This window comes from Nocardia sp. NBC_01499 (genome assembly GCF_045040275.1).
GTDB lineage: Bacteria > Actinomycetota > Actinomycetes > Mycobacteriales > Mycobacteriaceae > Nocardia.
Window position 1 is genome coordinate 7229889 of sequence record NZ_CP109426.1, and the last position, 21809, is coordinate 7251697.

Genomic DNA, 21809 nt, shown 5'->3' on the forward strand with positions numbered 1-21809 from the left:
AACTTGTCGTGCGGCGCTCTGTCGAACCCGGCTCGCGCCCGCATGCTCTGTCGTACGATCTCCTGAGCTGTCCGGTTAACCCGTTCAGATAGGAGCCCGATGGAATTCCTCACCACGCTCTCCACCCTGCTCAGCATCGCCTCGCAGTTGATCAGCCTGGTCGCGGCCATCTCCAGCCTGTCGGGGTGAGTCGGTATAGATCAGGGCAGTCGGCCCTTGCTGTCGGGAAGCGGATAGACCTTGCCTCCTTCCAATCGCACCACTTCGGCAAGCGCGGGATCCGCCGTCGCGAGGGGAAGTTGCTCGGACAGTGCGGTGGCTGCGGCGACGCAATCCGCCAGACTTACGGCCATCCGCTCGCGATGGTAGTACCGAGTTCGCAAACGTCCAGCGAACAGCCCTAATTGGGCGGTCACCGGAGCGAGTCGCATGCCGATCGTGGAGAGCAGGGCGATGTCCGCCTCGACGTCGTCTGGATGGCGGCCGTAGACGCGGGCCAGCTGGTCCATCACCTCTGCGGCATTCGCGGTGGACATAACGCTCGGCTCGGCGAGTAGGCCGGCGACTTCGCGGGCCGATGGCTCGGCTCGAAAATATGCGATAACCGCGTAGGCATCGAGGACGGTCATCGTGGCCTGCTCGTTGGCTCGGCGGCGCGTTCTGCTGCGCGGGCATCCTCGCTGTCAGGCCCCGGACCTGCGTGGGCGCCCATCAACGCGGTGATCGGATCGTCGGGTATCGGCCGCACGATCGCGTAGTCGCCGCGGTCGATGACCAGTACCGATGAAGCGCCCCATCGGTGGCGTAGATCCGCGGGGAGCGAGATCTGACCGTTTCCGGTCACCTTGGCATGTGCTGCACTCATGGACTCATACTAACTTCGATCCAATAGATGCAACAGATCTAATTTTTATAGTATGAACTGTGTAGGTCTTGTTGTGTCAGCTATGGCTCGTGTTGGCGTTGGCCCAGGCTTGGAGGTCGCCGCGGTCGAGGGCTACGGCGAGTAGGGCGGGGAACTTGTCGGGGGTGCAGGCGAAGGCGGGGATGCCGAGGGCGGCCAGGGCGGCGGCGTTGTCGTGGTCGAAGGCGGGGGCGCCTTCGTCGGAGAGGGCTAGTAGGACGACGACCTGGACGCCGGATTCCTTCATGGCGTTGACGCGGCGCAGCATTTCGTCGCGGACGCCGCCCTCGTAGAGGTCGGAGATGAGGACGAACAGGGAATCGGTGGGGCGGGTGATGAGGGTTTGCGCGTAGGCGATGGCGCGGTTGATGTCGGTGCCGCCGCCGAGCTGGGTGCCGAAGAGGACGTCGACGGGGTCGTCGAGTTTGTCGGTGAGGTCGACGATTTCGGTGTCGAAGACGACAAGGGAGGTCTTCAGTGAGCGCATGGAGGCGAGGACCGCGCCGAAGACGGAGGCGTAGACCACGCTGGCGGCCATCGAGCCGGATTGGTCGATGGCGAGCACGACATCGCGTTGTACCGCTTGGGCTTTGCGGCCGTAGCCGACCAGCCGTTCCGGCACGACGGTGCGGTGCTCGGGCAGGTAGTTGGCCAGGTTCTTGCGGATGGTGCGGTCCCAGTCGATATCGCGCAGCCGGGGGCGGGAGACGCGCGCGGCCCGGTTCAACGCGCCGGAGACGGCGGCGACGGTGTGCGCGGCGATGCGCTGTTCGATCTCGCGCACCACCTTCTGCACCACCAGACGCGCGGTGGCCTTGGTGGTTTCGGGCATCACCCGGTTCAGGCTCAGCAGGGTGCCGACCAGGTGCACGTCGGGCTCCACCGCCTCGAGCAACTCCGGCTCCAGCAGCAACTGGGTCAGGTTCAGCCGCTGCACCGCGTCGCGCTGCATCACCTCGACGACGGTCGAGGGGAAGTAGTTGCGAATGTCGCCGAGCCAGCGCGCCACCCGGGGTGCCGAGCCCTCCAGCCCGCCCGAGCGCTTGCCGGAGGCTCGCTCGTCATCGTTGTACAGCGCCGACAACGCCCGGTCCATCGCGACGTCGTCGGCCGCGCCGAGCCCGCCGAGTCCCTCTTCGGCGGCGGTGCCGAGCACCAAACGCCAACGCCGCGCCTGTGTTTCATCGACAGCGTTCATCGCGTCTCCTTGGTATGAGCGGCGGTCGAGTCGATGCACCGCGTCGGCGATCCGGATCGGAGTCTTCGCTTCAACCTGCCGAGACGTTCTCCGGCGTGCTCCACGAACAGTGGCGGCGCGTTCATACCAAGACCCCCAGAATCTCTGCGGCGGAGCGCATCGCGACGCTGCCGCGTGCGACGTCGAGACTTCCGTCATCGTCCCCGGCGCGGATGGCCGCCGCGCCGCCGTCGCGCACCGCTCGGCCGATCGCGCGGCGCTCACCCGACTCGAACGCGCCGAATGTCCTGCGCAACAAGGGGAGCGTCTCGACGAACTGGTCTTCGCGCAGTTCGCGCAGCCAATCGTCGATGAGATGCAACAACTCTCGGTCGTGCACCAGCAGTAGCCCGCGGCCGCCGAGGAAGCCGTCCACCCACGCGGCCTTCGCGGCGGCGGTATTGCCGACCGAAAGCGCTGCGGAAAGCCGACGGGCGGAATCGATCTCGTCGATGATGCCCGCGTCGCAGAGCAGCCGGACGGCGCGGCCGACGAGGGCGCCGTGCACGTCGTCACGGTCGGCGAGCTTGCCGAGCGCACCGAGCCATTCGCCGGTGGCCCAGCCGTCGTCGCGGGTGTTGATGGCGGTGTGCGCCGCGTCGAGCATGCTGCGCAATTCGGTGGCCGCGTCGGTGTCGAGGCCGGTGACGGCGCCGGGTAGGCCCGCGCAGACGCGAACGAGCAGGCCGTCGGCGACGTGCGCGAGAGCCTTGGTGTCGGTGCCTCGGACATCGCCGTAGCGCAGCGTCCTGATCAGGCCGGGCAGCGCGGCGAGCAGGTGGGTGATGTCGTGATCGAGCGCGGCGGCCGAGGCGAGCCGCGTGATCAATCCGTCGGTGGCCCCGCCGAGGTCGGCGAGCAGCGCGACCTCCAGTGCGGCGGAGAGGTCGCCGACGGTGCTGTCCTCGCGGCCGGCCGTGTCGACGATCTTCGCCTCGGCGGCCGTGTGAATGGTGGTGCCCCACCGGGAGGCCTCGATGATCGAGATGGCGTACTCCGGCCGCCATTCCAGCGTCCAAGTCTCCCGGAAGGTGCCTGTGCTGCGTACCTCGCTGGTTGTCAAAGTGCCCCAGGGTATTTCGAGCACGCGCAGTCGATGCAGCAGCCGGGAACGCTCGACCTCGCGTTCCTTGCGCAGGTCGAGATCGAGAACCCGGGATAGCGCCTCCTGCTTCATCCGCAGCGTGCGGATCCTGGCGCGCAGGTCGGCATCGAGCGGGACGGTCGGCGTGCCCTCGGGCACGGTGCCGAGCGCCTCGCCGATGACGAGTTCGTTGACGACCAGTCGCAGCATCGTCTCGTCGCCAGCGCACATCACCGCGCGGGTGGCCTCGGTGACCTCGGACAGCCCGGCCAGCGGGCGGTCACGCATGGCGGCGAGCGCGTCGGCGAGGCGGACGGCCTCGATGATGTGCGCGCTCGACACCGGCAGATCGTGTGCCCGCAGCACCCCGGCCACCTTGGTGAGCCAGCGCACGATCGGCCGCTCGGTCTCGGTGAACAGGTGGTGATACCAGCCGGGTGAGGTGATCCCCGCGCCGTATCCGGAGATCGTGGACAGCCGCGAATGGGTCCACGGCACCCAGGTCAGCGTGGCCTTCGTCTTCGGAAGTCCCTTCAGCAGCCTGGTATCCGCGGCGGCGGGCCCGAGTTTGCCCGCGAGCGCGGGCGCGTGCCAGGCGCCGCACACCACCGCGAGGCGGACCGCCCCGTCCTTCAGCGCCTTGCGCATCGTCTGCCGCATGTAGGCCTCGCGCCGCAGTGTGTGCGCGTCGATGCGGACGGGTTCGAGCCGGATCGGTTCCAGCGCGATGTCGGAGGTTGCCTCGGCGACCGAGTTGGCTCCCGCCGATACATCCTCGTCGGGCCGCAGGTCGACCGTCGGCCCTTCTGAATCATGTTCGGCGGCATCGTGTTCGACCGTGATATCGCGGAAGTCCAGTGCGGCTGGGTCCAACTCGGTCGAGTCCTGTTCGGCGGATTCGCGCAGCGCACCCATCGCCTCGGTGATCGCGTCGAAAGCGGTGGCGTCGGGGGCGGATTCGACGACCGCGTCCCACCAGCGCTCGGCGTCGTCGTAACCGCCCGCCGCGGCGAGCTCGGTCAGCGGGTCGAACCGATCGCCCGGCTCCTCCTCGGCGGCGAGCACCATGGTCGCTGGCAGATCGCAGAACCGAACGGGCACACCGTGTTCGGCGGCATACCGCAGCGCCTGCCACTCCGGCGAGAACACCGCGTACGGCCAGAACGCCGCCTTCGCCGGTGCGTCCGGCACATAGGCGAGCAGCGCGACCGGCGGCGCCATCCCGTCGGCCGCGACATACCCGACCAGCGGATCGGCATCCGCGGGCCCCTCGATCAGGATGGTGTCGGGCTGAAATGCCTCCAGCGCCAACCGAAGCGACCGCGCCGAACCCGGACCGTGGTGACGGATGCCGAACACCCGAGTCTGCGCGCCGCCGGACATCGAGGCAGTCGAACTGTCGGTCGCCGAGCCGTTCTGCGCCTGCGTCATGGTGTCACCCCCTGCTCGTCTGCCTGCTGACTTCGTCGCTCACCCGGAGACCTCACGGCAAGCCCGGTAGAAGTCGGACCACTCCGGGCGTTCGCGGACAACAGCTTCCAGGTATTCGGTCCACACGACCGCGTCGGCGACCGGGTCCTTGATCACGGAACCGAGCACGGCGCCCGCGATGTCAGCGGCGCGCAGCACGCCGTCGCCGAAATGGACGGACAGGGCGATCCCGTTGGTGATCACCGAGATGGCCTCGGCGGTGGAGAGGGTGCCCGACGGCGATTTGAGCTTGGTGCGGCCGTCGGCGGTGATGCCGGAGCGCAATTCGCGGAACACGCGCACCACCCGGCGCACCTCCTCGGCCGCGGCGGGCACTTTGGGCAGTTCCAGCGAGGCGCCGAGCTGTTCGACGCGGCGGCTGACGATCGCGACCTCTTCGTCCTCGCTGGCGGGCAGCGGCAGCACCACCGTGTTGAACCGGCGGCGCAGCGCGGAGGACAGCTCGTTCACGCCGCGGTCGCGATCGTTGGCGGTGGCAATGACATTGAAGCCCTTGGTCGCCTGCACCTCCATGCCGAGCTCCGGCACGGGCAGCGTCTTCTCGGACAGCACGGTGATCAACGCGTCCTGCACGTCGGACGGGATGCGGGTGAGTTCCTCGATCCTGGCGATCGAGCCGGCGCGCATCGCGGTCATCACCGGCGACGGCACCAACGCGCCCTCGCTCGGTCCTTCGGCGAGCAGCCGCGCGTAGTTCCAGCCGTAGCGGATCGCCTCCTCCGCCGTCCCCGACGTGCCCTGCACGAGCAGCGTCGATTCCCCGCAGATAGCGGCCGAAAGATGTTCCGACACCCAGGTTTTGGCGGTGCCGGGTACGCCGAGCAGCAACAGTGCCCGGTCGGTGGCGAGCGTCGCGACCGCCACCTCCATCAGCCTGCGCGGGCCGACGTACTTCGGGCTGATCATGGTGCCGTCGTCGAGGGTGCCGCCGAGCAGGTAGGTCACCACCGCCCACGGTGAGAGCCGCCAGGACGGCGGGTGTGGGCGCTCATCGGCGGCGACGAGGGCGCTCAGCTCCTCGGCGTAGGCCTGTTCGGCGTGCGGACGCAGCAGGTCGGGCGTCACGTCGGTAGTGGTCACTGCAACTCCTCGAGCATCATCGAGCGGTGGTTGAGGTCGTGTGCGAGCTGATCGAAGGCTCGCTCCCAGGTGGGATCGCCACATCGGCGCGCGACCGTGGCGGCGGCGCCCGCGGCGACAACGGGTAGGTGTACCGACGCCGCGGCGAGTAGCGAGCGGTGTGCGTTCGGGGTATTGCCGTGTGCCTCCGGGCGCCGGGCCGCCGCGCGGGCACGTTCGAACAGCAGCAGAATCAGGTGCTGGGCCAGCGGTTCCGGCCACGGATGCCCCATCGCGGGCAGCAGCGCCTCGATCTCGGAGAGCCAAGAGCCGTCCAGGTCGAGCAGGTGGCGGGTGCGGTCGGCTGACGGCAGCAGCGCGAACAGCTCGCGTCGGCGCAGCATGGCGACGTCGGTCGGCACGCCCGCGTCGAACAGCGCCCGCGCCCACTCCGAATCATGCTGTGCCAGTGCGGCATCCACCCAGCCGTCGAAAACCGGCTGCCGGAAGCGGTCGTCGATGGTGGTCTTGACCGCCTTGTCGGGCGCGCCGAGTGTGGTTGCCCAGTGGCTGAGCGGCGTCGCCGCGACCAGCTGGCGGAGCCTGCCCGCGGTGACGTCGGGTGCGCCGCCCCAGCGATAGGTGAACTCGACGCTGCGGTCGGTGATGCCGTCGCGATGTGCGGGCGGGTCCAGCGTATCGGGCAGGGCGACAACGAGTTCGGCGTGCAGCATCCGGTGCTCGACACGGAGCCAGTCGCTCGCCCGCCGCGTCATGCGGTGGCCGAGCGCCGAGTCGGGCAGCAGCGTCAGCAGACCGGCGGCGGTGCGCCGGACATCGGAGCGCCGATCGTCCAACCCGGCTTCCAGCAACGGTTCGTCGGCCCGCGAAATCCCTTCGGCGAGTAGCGCGAGCAACTCCGCCTTGAGCGGCCCGGATTCCTTCGGCCACGCCACGGCGAGCGTTTCGCGTGCCGCGTCGGCATCCCGACGGCGTAGTTCGGCCAGCCACGCTCGGCGTTCCGGCGGCTGCCCGAACTGCCAGACGTCTTCCGTCAGCGCCGCGGCGGGCTGCTGGCGCACCAGGTTTCGCCATTCCGGATGCTGGCCTGCCAGCCACCGGCCACGCGTGCCCGCCAGTCGCAGCAGCGGCTCGCGCAGCTCGGCATTGCTCTTCGCTTGGTCGAGCAGCTGCCCGCACAGCGCGTCCGGCGCGCGGTAGTCGTACGGCGTGGCCGCGGCGAACCATTCGGGCAGGAACGCAGACCGCTCCCGCAGCATGCGTGCGAGACGGCCGGAAGCGGCAGGTGGCAGCAGTCGTCGGGTGTCGTCCTCGGCGGGTTCGGGAGCGGTCGCGGTGGTCGCGCGCACCCCGCCGCGCGCGAAAACGTCTTGTAGCGCGGCGGATTCGAGCAGGCGAAGCGCCGGATCGGCGGGAAGTCGGTCGGCCGCGTCCGCCACGGGCGCGGCGAGCCGGGCGAGATCCGGTGCTCGGCGTGCGGTGCCGAGCAGCGCGACGGAGGTCAGGTCCGCCGAGTTCGATGGTTGTGTCGTCCTGGTAGTCGGCGCACTCCGGCCGACCGGATCGAGCCTGGCCAGATCGATCACCTCACCGGCACTGAACACCGAGATCGGCACCAGTCCCTCGATGGTCCATTCTGCGGCAATGGTCACCGGATGACCGCCGGACACCCCGAGTAGCCGCCACGGCTGCTCCGTCGACGCCACCGGCAGTGCGGTGCCATCGGATTCGGCGATGTACCAACCACTTTCGGTGGACACCGGCACGACATCGACGAGCAGCACCGGCCACCCGCGCAGCCACGGATCGGCGCCGAGCGCCGCGGCATGGTCGGCGAGCGCGGCGGCCACCGTGCCTGGCCGGTCCTGATCGGTCGGCAGCGTCGTGAAAGGCTCTGCCGCGCCGTGACGTTCACCCCACAGCGCCCGCAGCGGTGCGGCACCGGGGTAGTAGTGCAGGTCAGCCTCGGCGAGCAAGCCGAGGGTCGGCACGTCCGCGGGGAAGCCCGGCGACCCGAACGAATGGTCGACCACCAGCGCCCAGCGCCGAGATTCGCGCCCGTACAACCACATTCGCCGGGTGTAGAGGCGTTCCTCCTCGGTGATCCGCACGCCGAGCACCATCCACCGATCCCGCACCGCGGGCTCGGTGCGCACCGCCTCGGCGGGATTCGGATAACCGACGTGCGTTCGAATGCTGGCGCCCAGCTCGGGTGCCAGCTCGTCGAGCCGCCGATGCGCGGCGATGAGCAGGTGCAGCCGCGCGTACTCGCGCAGCACGAGCTCCGGCCAATCAGCCCTGGTGACAACGGCGGTCGGCAGCTGACGCAGCGCCGAGGCGACGCCGGGGGCCTGCGCGTCGACCATCCTGGCGGCGATCGCCTCGAACGCCCGGAACGATCGATCGGTCTGCGCGAGACCGGTGCGCACCTGATCGCCGAGCCAGACGTCGAGTTCGGCGAGCCCCGCGGTGACCCGCACCCGCCGCTGCTCAGCGGTCGCCGGATTCGCGGTACGGGTTGCGGCCTCCGCCGCGGGCTTGGCGGCTCGCGCGAGCCGGCCGTCGATCCAGCTGGCCGCGAAATCGGCGATCGCGGGCGCGTCCTCGACCCGGCCCGCCGCCCATTCGAGCAACAGCGACAGCGCGTGCTTGCACGGGAACTTGCGGCTCGGACAGGAACACTTGTAGGCGGGCCCGGACAGATCGATGATCGTCTGATACGGCTTGGCGCCGCTGCCCTGGCACAACCCCCACAGCGCGGTGTCGTGCCGCCCGGCACCGCGCCAGCGGCTCGCGAGTTTCCGCGCGGCCGACAGCGAGCTCGCGTCCGGCGCGAGCGCCGTGACCTGGTCCTCGCTCCAGCGCGTCATGTCTTCCCCCGTTCCTCGGTTGACCGGATTTCTACCCCAGGCCACCGACAAGTGCCGACCCGGCCGGTGTGTATCGCCCGGAAATTACTGCGCCGTCACAGGTTTCGATGCCGAAAACCTCTTGCGCACATGGGTGTTCTCTGGCATTCTGTCCTGTTCGGCTCGACCGAACCATCCAAATCGGGTGATACACCGACGAGCTGCCCGCCGGGGCTGGCGAGGGGTGGACATCGAGGCGCGGCCCCAGCCGTTTCGATGGCCATATCCATCCCCGCGGGCAGATTCGCATCGAGGGCCGGAGGTCTCACCTCCGGTGGGCGAATCCGACGCGATCGGGTAGCGTTTCGCACAGCTTCGACAGTGGCGCCGCGCACGGGATCGGAGGACGTGTAGCGGCTCGGTGGTGGAGGGGGTCCCAACCAGATGCGTCCCGAAGCCGATCCGGTACCACGATTAACCGAGGTGGTGACCCGTCGGCTCGCCGCGGACCCCTCGGTGACACCCTCGGTCGCGCGAACCGTGCTCCGTGCCCTCGGCAGTAACGAGACCGATGATCAGGCAACCGAATTCGACGACGGCGGGATCTTCCTGCGCGCCATCCGAGTCCGCGGCTTCCGCGGCATCGGCCAGGAAGCCGAGCTACAACTGCCGCCCGGCCCCGGCCTGACCCTGGTCGTCGGCCGCAACGGCAGCGGCAAATCCAGCTTCGCCGAGGCCGCCGAGCTGGTCTTCACCGGCGGAAATCGCCGCTGGGACGGTCGATCCGCAGCCTGGCGTGAGGGCTGGCGCAACCTGCACGACGGCGGCACGGCCCGCATCGAGGTCGAGCTGCTCACCACCGGAAACAAGCCGCAGCTGACCATCGCCAAGGAATGGTCCGCCGACGCCGACCTGCCCGACGCGACCTGGACCGAACAGCATCCGCCCACCGCGCCAACGGAATTCGACATGGACCGCTGGGCGGGCAGGCTGGAGCTGTACCGCCCGTTCCTGTCCTACAGCGAACTCGGCGCGCTGGTCGACGGCAAACCGAGCGACCTGTTCGACGCGCTGCACCAACTGCTCGGCCTCGACGAATTGACCTTGGCGCAGGAGCGAATTCGGATGCGCCGCCTGGAACTGGAACGCGCCGTTCGCGATTCGCGCCAGGAACGCCTCGAACTGCTCGACGCGCTCGAGACGGTGGCCGACGACCGCGCCGTGCGGGTGAACGGCCTGCTCCGCCCCGCCCAACCGGACCTCGCCGCGGTCGGGCGCGAGGTGATCGGCACCTTCGACGATCCGGACGGCCCTGCGGGTCTGCGCGCGATCGTGCGGCTCACCCTGCCGACCGCGGCGGAGGTGGCCGAGGTGGCCACCAGACTCGCGGAATGCGGCACCGCGCTGACCCTCGGCACCACCGCCGACGCCGAGGCGGACCTGCGCGTGCTCGGGCTGTTGCGCCGGGCACGCGAGCACCACGCGGCAAGCGGCACCTGCCCGTGCCCGGTCTGCGGTCGCGGCGATCTCGACGACGCGTGGGCCCGCGAGGCGGACGCCTCGATCAACACCCTCGCCGCGCGGGTCGACGCGCTCACCACCGCACGCACCGAACTCGGCCAGGCACTGCGCGCGGCACGGTCCCTACCGGATCTCATTCCGCCGGAACTGGATTTCGACTCGCGCAACCCGCCCTCGGTGGACACCTCCGCCGTCCGCCGCGCCTGGGCCGACTGGGCCGCGCTCACCTCCGCCGACTACACCGCCGACCTGCCGGACCGGCTGCGCGGCGCGCACGCGCGGCTGGTCGACGAACTCGATCTGGTGCAGCAGGGCACCCGCAAGGAACTCGACCGCCTCGACGAGGTGTGGACCCCGCTGGTCCCGCGCATCGTCAGCTGGCTGGAGGGCGCGCGCGAGGTCGCCGCGCATGCGGCCGAACTGCGCACCGTGAAGAAGGCCGAGGACTGGCTCAAGTCCGCCACCGCCGGCCTGCGCGGCGAACGCATGACTCCGCTGGAGACCACGGCGCGCTGGGTCTGGCAGACACTGCGCCAGCAGAGCAACGTGGAACTCGGCTCGATCACCTTGCAGGGCAACGCCGGAACGGCCCGCCGGGTGCTCCTCGACGTCACTGTCGACGATGTAGACGGCGCCGCGCTCGGCGTGATGAGCCAGGGTGAGCTGCACGCGCTCGGTCTGTCGCTGTTCCTGCCGAGGGCAACGGTGGAGGAGAGCCCGTTCCGCTTCGTCATGATCGACGACCCGGTGCAGGCGATGGACCCGGCGAAGGTGGACGGACTGGCCAGGGTGCTCGCGGCGGTCGCGTGGACGCGGCAGGTGGTCGTCTTCACCCATGACGAGCGCCTCGCCGAGGCGGTGCGCCGGATGCAACTCGACGCCACCGTGCTCGAGGTGCAGCGCCGCGACCGATCGGTGGTCGAGGTCAGAGTGTCCAGCGACCCGGTCCGCCGCTATCTCGATGATGCACGCGCACTCGTGCGCACCCCGCAGTTGCCGCAGGCCATCGCCGACGAACTCGTCGCCACCTGTTGCCGTTCCGCGGTGGAAGCCGCGAGTCTCGGCCGCGCCAGACGCACCTTGCTCGCGAACGGCATGAACCACCGTGAGGTGGAGCGGCACATCGATGGCGCCCAATCGACCAGGGCGAAGGTCGCCCTCGCGGTGATGGGGGTCGGCGGCAAGGTCGACGATCTCAACAAGCATCTTGTTGCGCGCGAAGGGAAGTGGGTGGTCGAGGCGCTCCGCGACGCCACCGCAGGCGCGCACGTGCCGATCGGCCGCAGCATGCGCGAATTGATCACAGAGACCGAACGATTCGTCGCATGGCTCGCGCGGTGAGCGAGCGTGGCGCGCCGCACCTGACGGAACCGAACACCGAGGCGGCGTCATGAGCGGCCAGCGCGGACCGCGTCGCGGACCGGCCGGTGCCGGACCCGGGACCAAGCGCGGACCGGCGAAAGGCCCGAGGCGGCCGCGGCCGTCGGTGGCCGAGCGACTCGACACCGTTGATCGGTTGCTGGCGGGTTCGGTCACCGATGCGGGCGGACTGTGGTCGCGTGCCACCGCGTGGATTCTGCGAATCGCGTTGGAGCAGTCCGTAGATGAGCTGTGGGCGCGACTGGCGCCCCCGCTGATGCGCTGCCCGATGCGGGCACAGCTGATCGCACTGCGCACCTTCGCCGGACCCGAGGCCGCGGCCCAGGTCGCCGCCCTGTGGGCCGCGCTGTCCAGGGCCGCCCACCACCACGACTACGAACTCGCGCCCAGCGTCACCGACCTGCGCCGCTGGCGCGAACAGACCGTCGCGATCGCCAAGGCACTGTCCGCCGTCGAGCCCCGCTGAGCGCTACGCCTACCCGGCCTGACCCACACCGCGGGCGGCGCGCGAGAATCGGGGGATGAGTGGGACCCGGATGTGTCCGTGTGGCCGGGGCGAGGCCTTCGATGACTGCTGCGGGCCGGTGCTGAATGGGAAGCGTGCGGCGGCGACCGCCGAGGCGTTGATGCGTTCGCGCTACAGCGCTTTCGCGGTCGGCGACACCGACTATCTACGCCGATCGTGGCATCCGAGGACCAGGCCCGCCGAGTTGGAGCTCGATCCCGGCCAGCGGTGGTTGTTCCTGGAAATACTGCGCACCGCGGACGGCGGGTTGTTCGACGAGACCGGCTTGGTCGAGTTCGTCGCGCACTATCGCGCGGCCGGTTCTCGCGGATCGGTGCACGAGGTCAGCAGGTTCCTGCGCGCCGACGGTGCGTGGGTCTACCTCGACGGTGAAATCGAAGCCTGAGTAACCTCACCCACTATGTGCCGTGTCGCGATCGAGTACTGCACCCAGTGCCGCTGGCTGCTGCGCGCGAGCTGGATGGCGCAGGAACTGTTGAGCACCTTCGCCACCGAACTCGGTGAGGTGGCGCTGATTCCGGGAACGGGCGGCGTTTTCCGGATCACCGTCGACGACGAGCAGGTGTGGGAACGCAAGGCCGACGGCGGTTTTCCCGATATCGCGGTGCTGAAACAACGGGTGCGTGATCGGGTCGCGCCGGACCGTGATCTCGGCCACGCCGATCGCCGCGACTGAACCGGGCGGCCGCGCAACTCGGTCGCCGAAGGCCGAGCTTCAGCTGCAACAGCCCCCGCCGCAGCAGCCGCCACCGGTCGGACGCGCGGCCTGGCTCGGTGCTGGTGCGGTGCCACCCCGGCTGACCGTGGCAAACGTGGTCAGCAGCTTGACCGTGTCGGTGTGGCCGCTCGGGCAGGACGCCGGATCCGACGACTCCGCCATCGGGCGGTTCATCTCGAACGTGTCCCCGCAACCGCGGCACCGATAGCTGTAACTCGGCATCGGTCAAGCGTACCGCCGGTTGTCGCATAATGGTGCGTCGCGTTCCCAGGTCCTCAGCATGGACGTACTCTCGAAGAAGAGATCACGAGGTGCGGGGCCCGCTGGAGCAAACCGGCAGCACACCGAGGGGGTCCCTTGCAGGAGGTGCGAACCATGAGTGCTCAGTTGGAGACGGAAACGGGCTGGGAAGTGGGCGGCGCCGAGCCGATCGCCACCACTACCTCGGGCGACGTACGCGGCCGCTGGGACGGTCCGGTGGCCGTGTGGCGCAGCATCCCCTACGCGGCGGCGCCGAGCGGAGCCAACCGATTCCTTCCGCCGCTGCCCGCGCCCGAATGGGACGGGACCCGCGACTGCGCCACCTTCGGCGATATCGCGCCGCAGACCATGGGCAACATGGTCCCGGTCGACTCCGACCTGCGGATGGGCGAAGACTGCCTCTGGCTGAACGTCTGGTCACCCCGGCGCGACCTCGGCGACGTGGCGCACGCCTTCGACACCGGCGAACCGCGCCCGGTGCTTGTCTGGTTGCACGGCGGCGCCTACTGCCTCGGCACCGCGGCGCAGGGCATCTACGACGGGCGCAAGCTGGCCGAAACCGGTGACGTCGTGATCGTCACGGTGAACTACCGGCTCGGTGCGCTCGGCTTCCTCGATCTGTCCTCGCTGCCGGGGCCGTTCACCCCGAATCTCGGGCTGCACGACCAGATCGCCGCGCTGGAATGGGTGCGCGACAATATCGCCGCGTTCGGCGGCGACCCTGGCAATGTCACGTTGTTCGGCGAATCCTCGGGCGCCGGGTGCGTCACCGCGCTGCTGACCTCGCCGCGCGCGGCCGGGCTGTTCCACAAGGCCATCGCGGAGAGTCCGCCCGCGACCACGGTGTTCGGCCAGGAGCGAGCGGCGGCTGTGGCCCGGCGATTCCTCGAGCTACTCGAGCTGCCAGCGCATCGGGCCATCGAACTGCTCGACTGGCCGATCGAGAAGATCGTCGAGGTCGCGGGCATCCTGCTGGACGAGGTCCCGTTGAAGGAGCCGGGCAGGCTTGCGGCGGCGCCGGTGGTCGACGGCGATCTGCTGCCGACCTATCCGATGGATCGGTTCCAGCACGGGCGCTCGCATCGGGTGCCGTTGATGATCGGCACCAACAAGGACGAGGCGTCGCTGTTCCGGGTGTTCCGCTCGCCGATCATGCCGGTGACCCCGGACGCGGTGAACGCGATGCTCAGCGATGTGGCGGCCAGCCACCCGGAGCTGTCGCACGAGCGCATCGCCGAAATCACCTCCGCGTACCCGGATTTGGACAAGACGCGCGGCGCGCTGGCGATGTCCGGTGATGCCGCGTTCCGGATGCCTGCGCACTGGGTGGCCGACGCGCACGCACAGCACTCGCCGACCTGGATGTATCGCTTCGACCATGCGACGCCGATGCTGCGCGCGGCCAGGGTCGGCGCGGGGCATGCCACCGAACTGCCTTATGTATTCGGCAATTTCGGCTCGTTCAACCATGATCCGACGTTCTGGCTCGGCGGTCGCAAGGTCGCCATGGAGGTGTCGGGCCGAATGATGCGGCGCTGGTTGGCCTTTGCCACGCACGGGGTACCCGCCGCGCTCGACGGCTCGAAGCACTGGCCGCCGTACCGCCCGGACACGCGCACCACGTTGGTCATCGATACCGTCGACCGGGTAGTCGACGATCCCGACGCCGACCTGCACACCGCCTGGGGTGAGCAGGCCGTCGGCTTCAGCTGACGGTTGTCGGTTCGGGCGCGGGAGCGCGGCGGCCGAGGCGGACCGGCAGCTGCTCATATCCGTGCAGCGTGAACAACTTTCGCCGCCGCGGCGGACCGTCCAGTTGCAGGTCGGGGAAGCGGTCGAACAGGGCCTGCAGTGCGTAGACGCCTTCCATTCTGGCCAGGCTGGCGCCGAGGCAGACGTGGATGCCGTTGCTGAACGACAAGTGCTCCTTGGCATTCGAGCGGCCGATGTCGAAGCGGTTCGGCTCGGCGAACACCGCGGGATCGCGGTTGGCACCGGCCAGCGACAACACGACGGTGTCGCCGGCGCGTAGCCGCACGCCGTCGATTTCCACGTCGCACAACGCGGTTCGCGCCGTCGTCTGGACCGGCGAGTCGAAGCGAAGCACCTCTTCGACGGCGTTCGGCCACAGCTCGGGCTCGGTGCGCAGCCGCTCGAGCTGCTCCGGGTGGTTGACCAACTGGACAACGCCGTTGCCGATCAGGTTGACGGTGGTCTCGAAGCCCGCGCCCATCAGCAGGCTCGCTGATGCCTTGAGCGCGAACATATCCAGCTCGCCCGCGGTGGCCAGGGTGCTGAGGATATCGTCGCCCGGGGTGCGGCGCAGTCGCGCGATGTGCTCGTCCAGGTAGTCGTTCATCACCTCCATGGCCTGCAGCGCCTGCCGGTGCGCGCGCCAGGAGATGCCGACGTCGAGCAGCGGGGTCATCCGGTCGCCCCAGTGCAGGAACCGTTCCTTGTCCTCGTCGGGGAAGCCGAGCATCTCGGAGATGATCGCGATCGGGACCTGGGCGGCGAAGGCGGTGACCAGGTCGGCGGAGCCGCCGGACGGCAGCGCGTCCAGGAGTTCCTCGGTGACCGTCTCGACGCGCTCGCGCAGCCTGCCGATGGCGCGTGGGGTGAACGCGGAGGCGACCGGCTTGCGCATCTTGGTGTGCTCGGGCGGGTCGATCACCAGCATCGACGGCGGTTCCACCGGGTTCGCCGGCAGCGGGAAGTACTTGGCCAGCTTCTGGATCGGGCCGGGGACGTCGAAGCTTTCGGTGGTGCGCACGCCGAATCGATTGTCGCGCAGGATGGACCGGCACACCTCGTGATCGACGGACGCCCAGGAGATGGGGGTGCGGATCAGCCTGCCCTGGCCGCGTAGTTGCTCGATGAGCGGATACGGATCGGCGAACCCGGTTGGCCCGCCCATCAGCTCGGCGAACGGATCACCGCGCCGAGCTTGTAAGCGCAGCACGAGCCGGGGCGCGCCTTGAACGGACAACCAGCGGAACCAATACTGCGGCTTCATCATTCACCAACTCCGTCGTTGTGCGATATCTCCACCGTACGGAACCCGGCCAGGGTGTGGAACGTCCTCTAGTCGGACTTCCTGCTATACCGTGGTAGGAGCAGCCCACCAAGGTTCGCGATCAACTCACCCCTACCACCAAGCTACTGCCCCGAGCCGTCCTCGCGGTTCGATTCGAGCAGTTCCGCTGGCGGTTAAGCGCGTTGGGCGGTGACGCGTTCGGTTTCGATGCGGCGCTCGCGCAGGGCTGGATCGGGGTTGACCACCTGGACCAGCGAGGCGCCTGCGGCGAGGACCGCGATGAAGCCGTCGATGAGTTCGGCGGGGGTGTCCCACGGGGTGCTCGACAGCACCCGGTCGCCCTCGGAAAACCCTTGGCGGATGGCCGATTTCTTCGCTTCGGCGAGCACCTCCGCGACCGGCATGCCGTCCAGCGCGGCACCGGCGCCGCCAGGCAGGAACTGGTCACCGTGCACCCGAACGGAGGTCGCGAAGTCGGTCACGCCGACCGGCAGGTCACGCACCGGTGCGCCCATCGCGTCCAAGGAAAGCGCCGCGACCTCGGGGATGTTGTCGACGTCGTCGATACGGTCGGGTGTCACCAGGGCCAGCTCGGCGTGCTCGTCGGGGCGAAGCACCACCTCGGTGCCCGCCCACCAGCAGCCGAGCAGCACGGCGGCCGTTTGCCAGTGCGCGGGCAGCAGCACCGCGATCCTGGCGCCGGGGCTGAGGCCGAACTCGTCGCGAATCAGGTTGGCGGTCTTGGCCGCCCAGTTCGCCAGGGTCAGCCCGGACAGCTCGATCCTGGCGCCGGTGGCGTCGTCGTAGTAGGTGATACGCGGACCCGCTGGTTCGCGCGCGAGAATCGGATCGAGCACCTTCTCGGTGAGGGTGAGCGCCTTGTCGAATTCACGCATGGTCTAGTTCACGCATTTCGGTCCGTTCTGGCCTGCGTCGATCGGTGGGGCTGGCGGGACTGGCGTCGCGGTGGCGCTCGACGTTCCGGAGAAGTCGAACATGCCCCCGGCTGCCGAGCCCGGACCAGAATAGTCGCTCGCCAACACCACGCTCACCGAATCCGGCGACAGCGTCGTATCCGCCAGCACCGGCAGCCCACCGAGTGCCTTGGCCACGGCCTTGGCTTTGGCGTCGGAGGTGTTCGCGGCGAGCACCCGGCTGCTGGTGACGCTGGGGCCGGTGTAGTTGCCGACCAGACCCTCGCGGAAACCCTTACCGCTCAACGCCTGCGCGACCTGACCGGCCAGGCCGCCGACACCGCTGGCGTTGTACACGCTGACGGCCACCGTCGCCGGATCCACCGCGGGATCGTCCGAGTCGGCGGCCTTCCCGTCGACCAGCGAGCCGACATAGGACTTCACCGCCTTGGGGTCGACCTTCACCACGGATTCGCCGCTGGTCGTCATGTAATTCAGATCGGTGACCGGAATGGTCTCGAATTTCACCTGCCCGCCCGAAAGGTCCTGCAGCTGTTGCAGAAACGCGAGCACATCCCAGTCGTCGTCGAGCACGACCGTGCGCCCGACCGCGTCGCTGAGCTGTTTCATCTTCCCGGGATTGCTGAGGGTCTTGGCGTTGAGCACCTGCCCGACCAGCTGCGCCATGAACACCTGCTGGCGCACGATGCGATCGAGATCACCGCGCGGCAGATCATGGCGCTGGCGCACGAAGCTCAAGGCGGCCGGGCCGTCGAGGCGCTGGCGTCCGGCCGGAAAGTCGGCGCCGGACATCCATTCATCGACCGGAGCGTTCAGGCACACGTCGACCCCGCCGACCGCGTCGGTGAGCAGTACGAAGCCGAGCAGGCTCACCTCGGCGTAGTGATCGACGCTGATGCCGGTCAGATTGGCGACGGACTTGATCAGCGCCTGGCGGCCCGCCAGGGTGGACTGCTTGTCCGCGTCGGCCTCGGAGACACCCTGTTTCATCAGCTTCAGCCGCTGTGTCTCCTTGGTCGCGCCGTAGGCCGAGTTGATTTTGCCCTTGCCCAGGTCGGGAATGTCGACGTAGGAGTCGCGGGGGATGGAGATCGCGGTCGCGGACCGGCCGTCGTTCGGCACCCGGACCAGCACGATGGTGTCGGTGTTGGTGCCGACCTCGTCGCCCGCGTGCAGCAGCGCGCGTTCCCGGTCCGAGAGCGGGTTGCCGTGCGCGTCGGTGCGGCTGTCGACGCCGACGAGCAGGATGTCGACGGCGCCGTCGCGGCCGCCGCCGAGACCGAGGCCGCCGATGCGTTCGATATTGGAGATCAGGCTGTCGACGCTGTGCCAGGCGAAGCCGGTGATGACGAGCACCACAACGGCGATGACCGCGGCGAAGGCACGCAGCGGACCACCCGCGGGTAACAGCAGCGATTCAGCGCTGCGCGGTCGGGTCACCCGGGACCTCCTGCGCCGCAGCTACTTTGTGTCCTCTCGACAACTCGATATCCTTTCGACACGCTCGGGGCCTCATTCGACAGCACGGTCTGCGCGACCACCCCACCTTTCCGTATCCCCCCGCACCCATTCGGCAAACCCTTGTTCGCGGCGGGTGCCGCCCGAGGGCAACTGACTGAAGGCTAACGAATGGCGGCGCGGCCACCCGCAATCCGCAGGTGTGGCGGCGTGCCAGACTCGACCGTGTGACAGCTTCGACATCGTCCGGCACCGTCCGGCCCGCGCGCCTCGTGGTGACCGGAGCGGGTGGGCAGCTCGGGCAGGAACTGCTCCGCCGCGCACCCGATGCGCATGCCCTCGGCCGCCGCGACCTCGATATCACCGACGCGGCCGCGGTCGCTGCGGCTATCGAACCGGGGGATGTGGTGATCAACTGCGCCGCCTTCACCGCGGTCGACCGGGCCGAGTCCGAGGTAGCGGCGGCTTTCGCGGGCAACGAGACAGGGCCCGCCGTGCTTGCCGCAGCCTGTGCACGCGTCGGTGCCAGGCTGATTCAACTGTCCACCGACTATGTGTTCGCGGGCGTGCATGACCGCCCGTACGAGACCATCGATCCGACCGGCCCGGTCAGTGTCTACGGGCAGTCCAAACTCGCTGGCGAGCAGGCGGTGCTGAAGCTCGCGCCGGATGCGCATGTAGTGCGGACCGCGTGGGTATATGCCGGGCGCGGAAGCGATTTCGTCGCCACCATGGTGCGGCTGGAACGTGAACGCGACACCGTCAACGTGGTTGACGATCAGCTCGGGGCGCCCACCTATGCCGCGGATCTCGCGGCCGGTCTGCTGGAACTCGCGGGTCGTCCGGATGCCCCGCGCGTGCTGCATGCCACCAATGCCGGGGAGGCCACCTGGTTCGACCTCGCGCGGGCGGTATTCGAGGGGGTCGGCGCCGATCCGGCGCGGGTCCGGCCGTGTGATTCGTCCGCATTTCCGAGACCCGCACGGCGCCCGGCATATTCGGTGTTGTCGCACCGTGCCTGGGATGACGCCGGGTTGACTCCGTTGCGTCCGTGGCGGGTGGCACTGGAAGACGCGCTCTCGCGGTTGTCCGACTAGGCTGTGCGCTCGTGAGTGAGCGCAGCGAGCGAACCATAGGCTCGGATTCCGTCCATCAAGGCCTGGCCGTCGTCACGGTGACCTATTCACCGGGCGAGCACCTCGAGCACTTCATCACCACGCTGGCTGACGCCACCACCGAGAAACCGCAGGTGATTCTCGCCGACAACGGGTCGACCGACGGGGTGCCCGAGCTGATCGCCGAGGCCAACTCGCACGTGCGGCTGCTGCGCACCGGCGGCAATATCGGCTACGGCGGCGCGATCAACCGGGCCGTCGCGGAGATCGATCCGGACATCGAGTTCGTAGTGATCGCCAACCCGGACATCCGCTGGGGCACCGATTCCATCGACAAGCTGCTCGAAGCCGCGCAGCGCTGGCCGCGCGCCGGTGCGCTCGGCCCGCTGGTGCTGGAACCGGACGGCAGCGTCTACCCCTCGGCCCGCCAAGTGCCCGGCCTGCTCGACGGCGCCGGTCACGCGATCCTCGGCACGGTGTGGAAGACGAACCCGTGGACCCGCCGCTACCGCCAGGAGAACGAGCAGATCTCCGAGCGCGTCGTCGGCTGGCTGTCCGGCTCGTGCCTGCTGGTGCGGCGCGCGGCCTTCGACTCGATCGACGGCTTCGACTCGCGCTACTTCATGTACATGGAGGACGTCGACTTCGGCGACCGGATGGGCAAGGCGGGCTGGCACAACGTGTTCGTGCCGTCCGCCGAGGTCACCCACGCGAAGGGGCACGCCGCGGGGCGGCACCCCGAGGTGATGCTGCCCGCCCACCACGCGAGCGCGTACCGATTCCAGGCCGACCGGCATCCGCACTGGTGGCAGCTGCCGTTGCGGCTCGCGTTGCGGGCCGGACTTGCGGTGCGCTCCCGGATTGCGGTTCGATCGGCGCTGCGTCAACAGGCGCAGGACGCGAGTCAACAGGCGCAGGACACGGGTAAATAGGCGCAGGGCGCAAGTCAACAAGCGCAGGGTGCAGGTCAACAAGCCCGAGAAGCGGGCCAGTAACCACGCGGCTGGGCGACAATGGGCGACGGGCCCGCACGGATACGGGCGCGGCCCGGAGTGAACTGGCGCGAGCCGTGCGTCGATCGGCGCGCGAGCAACAATCGATCCACTGTGAACAGGGGACCTTGAATGGCCGGAAATGCAGGCACCGACGCCGTGATCCTGGTGGGCGGGCAGGGCACACGACTGCGCCCGCTCACCCTTTCGGCACCAAAGCCGATGCTGCCGACGGCCGGGCTGCCGTTCCTCACGCATCTGCTCGCCCGCATCGCCGAGGCCGGGATCACGCACGTCGTGCTTGGCACCTCGTTCAAGGCGGAGGTGTTCGAGGAGCACTTCGGCGACGGTTCCGAGCTCGGTCTCGAGCTGGAGTACGTCACCGAGACCGAGCCGCTCGGCACCGGCGGCGGCATCCGCAATGTGCTGCCCAAGCTGCGCGCCGACACCGTGATGGTGTTCAACGGTGACGTGCTCGGCGGCACCGAACTCGGCGCGGTGCTCGACACGCACGAGTCGACCAATGCCGACGTGACGTTGCACCTGGTCCGGGTGAGCGATCCGCGTGCCTTCGGTTGCGTGCCCACCGACGAGAACGGGCGGGTCACCGCGTTCCTGGAGAAGACCCAGGATCCGCCGACCGATCAGATCAACGCGGGCTGCTATGTCTTCCGCCGCGAGTACATCGAGAAGATCCCGGCAGGACGTCCGGTCTCGGTGGAGCGCGAGGTGTTCCCGCAGCTGCTTGCCGAGGGTGCTCGCGTCCAAGGCCACGTCGACACCTCGTACTGGCGCGATATGGGCACTCCAGAGGACTTCGTGCGCGGCTCCGCCGACTTGGTTCGCGGTATCGCGCCTTCGCCCGCGTTGCCTGGCCAGCGCGGCGAATCTCTGGTCCACCCCGGCGCGGGTGTCGCGCCCGGCGCGCTCCTCATCGGCGGCACGGTCGTCGGTCGCGGTGCCGAGGTCGGCGCGGGGGCTCGCCTCGACGGCGCGGTCATCTTCGACGGCGCCATCATCGAGGCGGGTGCCACGGTCGAACGCTCCATCATCGGTTTCGGCGCCCGCATCGGCCCCCGCGCCCTCGTGCGCGACGGCGTCATCGGTGACGGCGCGCAGGTCGGTGCCCGCTGCGAACTACTACGCGGCGCGCGAGTCTGGCCCGGCGTCGAGATCCCCGACGGCGGAATTCGCTTCTCCACCGACGTCTGATCGGAAGAT

General features: G+C 69.1%; 18 protein-coding genes. 8 read left to right on the top strand and 10 right to left on the bottom strand.

Going from position 1 to position 21809, the window contains the following annotated elements; translation table 11 throughout:
* Nucleotides 1-200 precede the first annotated feature (200 nt).
* From OG203_RS33150 to OG203_RS33175, 6 genes are all read right to left on the bottom strand, one after another.
* Nucleotides 201-629 carry a PIN domain-containing protein gene (locus OG203_RS33150; protein WP_405161162.1) on the bottom strand — a complete coding sequence of 143 codons (429 nt, stop codon included), beginning with the start codon at nt 627-629 and terminating at the stop codon, nt 201-203.
* Complete coding sequence (locus OG203_RS33155) at nt 626-865, bottom strand: AbrB/MazE/SpoVT family DNA-binding domain-containing protein (RefSeq protein ID WP_405161163.1); 240 nt, start codon at nt 863-865, stop codon at nt 626-628. The genes OG203_RS33150 and OG203_RS33155 overlap by 4 nt, the downstream gene beginning before the upstream one ends.
* Nucleotides 866-941: 76 nt before the next feature.
* Nucleotides 942-2102, bottom strand: a complete 1161-nt coding sequence (locus tag OG203_RS33160) for a VWA domain-containing protein (protein ID WP_405161164.1) — start codon at nt 2100-2102, stop codon at nt 942-944.
* Nucleotides 2103-2223: 121 nt separating this feature from the next.
* Nucleotides 2224-4656 (bottom strand): DUF5682 family protein, encoded by a 2433-nt coding sequence (locus OG203_RS33165; protein WP_405161165.1) that lies wholly within the window; start codon nt 4654-4656, stop codon nt 2224-2226.
* A 39-nt stretch (nt 4657-4695) separates the two neighbouring features.
* Nucleotides 4696-5796, bottom strand: a complete 1101-nt coding sequence (locus tag OG203_RS33170; protein ID WP_405161166.1) for an AAA family ATPase — start codon at nt 5794-5796, stop codon at nt 4696-4698.
* Nucleotides 5793-8666: an SWIM zinc finger family protein gene (locus OG203_RS33175; protein ID WP_405161167.1), complete on the bottom strand. Its 2874-nt coding sequence runs from the start codon at nt 8664-8666 to the stop codon at nt 5793-5795. The genes OG203_RS33170 and OG203_RS33175 overlap by 4 nt, the downstream gene beginning before the upstream one ends.
* A gap of 423 nt (nt 8667-9089) precedes the next feature.
* Here OG203_RS33175 and OG203_RS33180 point away from each other — a divergent pair, with 423 nt between their 5' ends.
* The 4 genes from OG203_RS33180 to OG203_RS33195 are packed head-to-tail and all read left to right on the top strand — an operon-like array spanning nt 9090 to nt 12748.
* Nucleotides 9090-11507 carry an AAA family ATPase gene (locus OG203_RS33180; RefSeq protein ID WP_405161168.1) on the top strand — a complete coding sequence of 806 codons (2418 nt, stop codon included), beginning with the start codon at nt 9090-9092 and terminating at the stop codon, nt 11505-11507.
* Between the two features lie 49 nt (nt 11508-11556).
* Nucleotides 11557-12012 carry a hypothetical protein gene (locus OG203_RS33185; RefSeq protein WP_405161169.1) on the top strand — a complete coding sequence of 152 codons (456 nt, stop codon included), beginning with the start codon at nt 11557-11559 and terminating at the stop codon, nt 12010-12012.
* A 55-nt stretch (nt 12013-12067) separates the two neighbouring features.
* Nucleotides 12068-12457 carry a YchJ family protein gene (locus tag OG203_RS33190; protein WP_405161170.1) on the top strand — a complete coding sequence of 130 codons (390 nt, stop codon included), beginning with the start codon at nt 12068-12070 and terminating at the stop codon, nt 12455-12457.
* A gap of 15 nt (nt 12458-12472) precedes the next feature.
* On the top strand, nt 12473-12748 hold the full coding sequence (locus OG203_RS33195) for a SelT/SelW/SelH family protein (protein ID WP_405161171.1): 276 nt from the start codon (nt 12473-12475) through the stop codon (nt 12746-12748).
* 39 nt (nt 12749-12787) lie between these two features.
* Here the strand turns inward: OG203_RS33195 and OG203_RS33200 are convergent, their stop codons facing one another.
* Nucleotides 12788-13012 carry a zinc ribbon domain-containing protein gene (locus OG203_RS33200; RefSeq protein WP_405161172.1) on the bottom strand — a complete coding sequence of 75 codons (225 nt, stop codon included), beginning with the start codon at nt 13010-13012 and terminating at the stop codon, nt 12788-12790.
* 153 nt (nt 13013-13165) lie between these two features.
* Between OG203_RS33200 and OG203_RS33205 the strand changes: the two genes are divergently transcribed.
* Nucleotides 13166-14764: a carboxylesterase/lipase family protein gene (locus OG203_RS33205; protein WP_405161173.1), complete on the top strand. Its 1599-nt coding sequence runs from the start codon at nt 13166-13168 to the stop codon at nt 14762-14764.
* On the opposite strand, the gene OG203_RS33210 is transcribed toward OG203_RS33205, so the two are convergent.
* The 3 genes from OG203_RS33210 to OG203_RS33220 form a co-directional block, all read right to left on the bottom strand.
* A complete protein-coding gene (locus OG203_RS33210) occupies nt 14757-16067 on the bottom strand; it encodes a cytochrome P450 (protein ID WP_405168082.1) in 1311 nt (436 codons plus the stop codon). The genes OG203_RS33205 and OG203_RS33210 overlap by 8 nt on opposite strands.
* A 194-nt stretch (nt 16068-16261) precedes the next feature.
* Nucleotides 16262-16984 (bottom strand): TIGR03089 family protein, encoded by a 723-nt coding sequence (locus OG203_RS33215; protein ID WP_405161174.1) that lies wholly within the window; start codon nt 16982-16984, stop codon nt 16262-16264.
* A gap of 3 nt (nt 16985-16987) precedes the next feature.
* On the bottom strand, nt 16988-18412 hold the full coding sequence (locus OG203_RS33220; RefSeq protein ID WP_405168083.1) for an LCP family protein: 1425 nt from the start codon (nt 18410-18412) through the stop codon (nt 16988-16990).
* Nucleotides 18413-18708: 296 nt separating this feature from the next.
* Between OG203_RS33220 and rfbD the strand changes: the two genes are divergently transcribed.
* The 3 genes from rfbD to OG203_RS33235 all read left to right on the top strand — a co-directional run bounded on the left by rfbD (nt 18709) and on the right by OG203_RS33235 (nt 21800).
* Nucleotides 18709-19578 (top strand): dTDP-4-dehydrorhamnose reductase, encoded by an 870-nt coding sequence (gene rfbD, locus OG203_RS33225; RefSeq protein WP_405161175.1) that lies wholly within the window; start codon nt 18709-18711, stop codon nt 19576-19578.
* A gap of 11 nt (nt 19579-19589) precedes the next feature.
* Nucleotides 19590-20528, top strand: coding sequence for a glycosyltransferase family 2 protein (locus OG203_RS33230; protein ID WP_405161176.1), 939 nt, complete (start codon nt 19590-19592; stop codon nt 20526-20528).
* Between the two features lie 192 nt (nt 20529-20720).
* A complete protein-coding gene (locus tag OG203_RS33235; RefSeq protein ID WP_405161177.1) occupies nt 20721-21800 on the top strand; it encodes a sugar phosphate nucleotidyltransferase in 1080 nt (359 codons plus the stop codon).
* Nucleotides 21801-21809 lie beyond the last annotated feature (9 nt).